The following is a 1,636-nucleotide window of genomic DNA, read 5'->3' on the forward strand; positions in this document are numbered from 1 at the left end:
AATGTCATCAACCTAAGCTGCAGCCCTGCCCAAGGCAAGCCCCCCGAAGCAGCCAGCCGCCATGGCCGTCGGGCGATGACCAGGCCTCTGCCGCTCAATCAGGCGGTCTAACTGGGCTGGCGGTGATGTGATCATCGTCTGTTCCGGCTGTCTAGGCGAGATTTCTCGTTCTCCGGACGAGCCTATGCCGACCGCTTGTGGCCAGCTTTTTTTTGCACGGAGGTTGGGCGGTGGTGTTTCTTCAGCGCGTCGGTTTGTAGCCCTCACAACCTCGGCTGGCTGCGCGTTTGCGTTGGCGCGCAAAGCTACGGCCTGAGCGTACGGCACTGAGGCTTTTAGCCATCAAGGCCAGCACATTGCTCAGCCCCTGAGCACAGTGCCGCACCAGCAGCTCGACCAGGGTATTTTTGAGCCGTGACACGCCTTGGGTGAAGTTGACTTTCCATCGCAGCTTGCGACCTTTGTGGCGCTGTTCGATGACCGGCTGTAGCAGGTGCTGCATCAACAGCGCCAGGTTCTTCAACAGTTGAGCGGCATGAAAGTCCTGCTTTACAGCAGTCACGCTGCGGCCGCTGAAGTTGTCCAGCGTCAGGGTTTGTTTGAGGCGACGGAAGTCGGTTTCGATGCCCCAGCGGCGGTGGTAAAGCTCGGCAAACACCTCAGCGGGAAAGGCTTCTCGATCCAGCAACGAGGTCAGCAATACCTCGCTTTCGCCGTTGGCCAACTCGACCCGGATCAGTCTCAGCTCGATCTGGCTGGCAGGATCAACGCCAGCCTCGGAGCAGAACAGACGTGCTTCAGGATGGTTGGCCACGAAAAGCTGTGTGTCTTCAACTTGGCCAGAGTATAGAAACGCTTTGACCTGGGCGTTATAGCCACAGGGCAGGCGCATCAGAAAGTGCCGCTGTTGCTGCGCGAACAGCGCGAATAACCAGTGCCCAGGGTAACCACGGTCAAACAGCGTCAGGCTGTCAGCCGGCAGGTGCTCAAGGTGCAGATGGGCACAGTCGCGCTCGCCGACGGTCAGGGGCACGATCAGGCTATGCAGGGTTTGACCGTCAGCGACTTCGTAGAGTGTGGACAAGCGAGCCATGGGAAAGCCAGAGTGACTGCCAAAGAAGGTCGCCATGGTCGACTCCAGGGGTAAATGCACGGTCGAGCCATCCACCGCGAGCACCCTCAGCCCACGCCACTTCTGACGCAGCCCGAAGCAGTCAATTTGTTGCTGCAGGAGGTGATTGAGACTTTCAAATACCTCGGGGTTGAGCTTTTTGCGCGCTTTGCAGAAGGCCTGCGCAGTGACCATTTGCGTCTCAGTCGACGCCTGATTGAGTACGCGATAGAACTGATCGAGTTCGGTTTGCAGGGCCGTGCGCGGCTGATTGAGCAGGAACAGGACGAGGTTCTTGAAGGTGAGCTGGCGTCGGCGGGTAAAGTCTTGAGGATTCTGGCGGTGGGCGGCGATGAAGGCGGGACAATCGAGCGGACTGGTTATTTTTTGTACAATTTTCAAACCAGGGCTTGGCTGGCGGTGTCAAGCGATGCGGTATAGGTAGTCAAAAGGGCTTCTCCCATGCACTGATTTGAGCGCTAATTATATGATATTTATGGATAATTTCCAAAGTTGATGACATTG

At 57.3% G+C, this 1,636-nt stretch carries 1 protein-coding gene; it reads right to left on the reverse strand.

All coding sequences use genetic code 11. The features are described 5' to 3' along the window. Positions 1–241 precede the first annotated feature (241 nt). A complete protein-coding gene (locus DYL59_RS31255) occupies positions 242–1,513 on the reverse strand; it encodes an IS4-like element ISPa1635 family transposase (RefSeq protein WP_023082049.1) in 1,272 nt (423 codons plus the stop codon). Positions 1,514–1,636: the final 123 nt, after the last annotated feature.

The organism is Pseudomonas kairouanensis (assembly GCF_004682055.1).
GTDB lineage: Bacteria > Pseudomonadota > Gammaproteobacteria > Pseudomonadales > Pseudomonadaceae > Aquipseudomonas > Aquipseudomonas kairouanensis.